Consider the following 653-nt stretch of genomic DNA (forward strand, 5'->3'; position numbering starts at 1 on the left):
CGCGGACCTCTTGGATCTCGACGCCGAGGGCCTCGGCGACCATGCGGATCTGGCCTTGCCATTCGCCGGCGATCGCCCCGGGAAATGAGATCCACGGCTGGTAGTCGAGCGGTCGGCCGAATCCCAAAGCGTCGCTCATGATGTCGGAAACACCGTAGTCGTCGTACAGGCCTATCTCGTAGGCGTGGATCTTCTCGATCTGCGACGACTGTGTGCTCAGCACCAGCGGTAGGTAGTCGGCGACGAAGCCCGGCTCGATCCCCGAGGCGTACAACGAGACCTGGCCCTCCTTGGCGGCCGCGGACAACTGGTCGCGCCACTCGACCGGTTCGTAGGCGTGGGGGTTGACCAGGCGGGTGGTGCTGGTGGTCACCACGTTTATCCCTGCGCTGAGCAGCCTCACATAGTCCGGGACGGCCAGCGCATCACGTTCCGGCCCGCTGGCCGAATAGATGACACAATCGGGTTTGAGCCCGATCAGCGCATCCGCATCGGTGGTGGCGGCCACCCCGATCGGCTGCCCGTTGGCGAGTTCACCCGCGTCCTTGCCGACTTTCTCCTCGGAGTGCACCCACGCCCCGACCAGTTCGAGGTCGGGCCTGCTCCGGATCGCATCGATCGCGATCGACCCGACGCCGCCCGTCCCCCAGACC

1 pseudogene is annotated in these 653 nt (G+C 66.0%); it reads right to left on the reverse strand.

Annotated elements, in window-relative coordinates:
- Positions 1–653: pseudogene (locus A5698_RS13495) on the reverse strand (dihydrodipicolinate reductase); the annotation flags it as partial.

The organism is Mycobacterium sp. E136 (genome assembly GCF_001666865.1).
In the GTDB taxonomy this organism is placed as follows: Bacteria; Actinomycetota; Actinomycetes; order Mycobacteriales; family Mycobacteriaceae; genus Mycobacterium.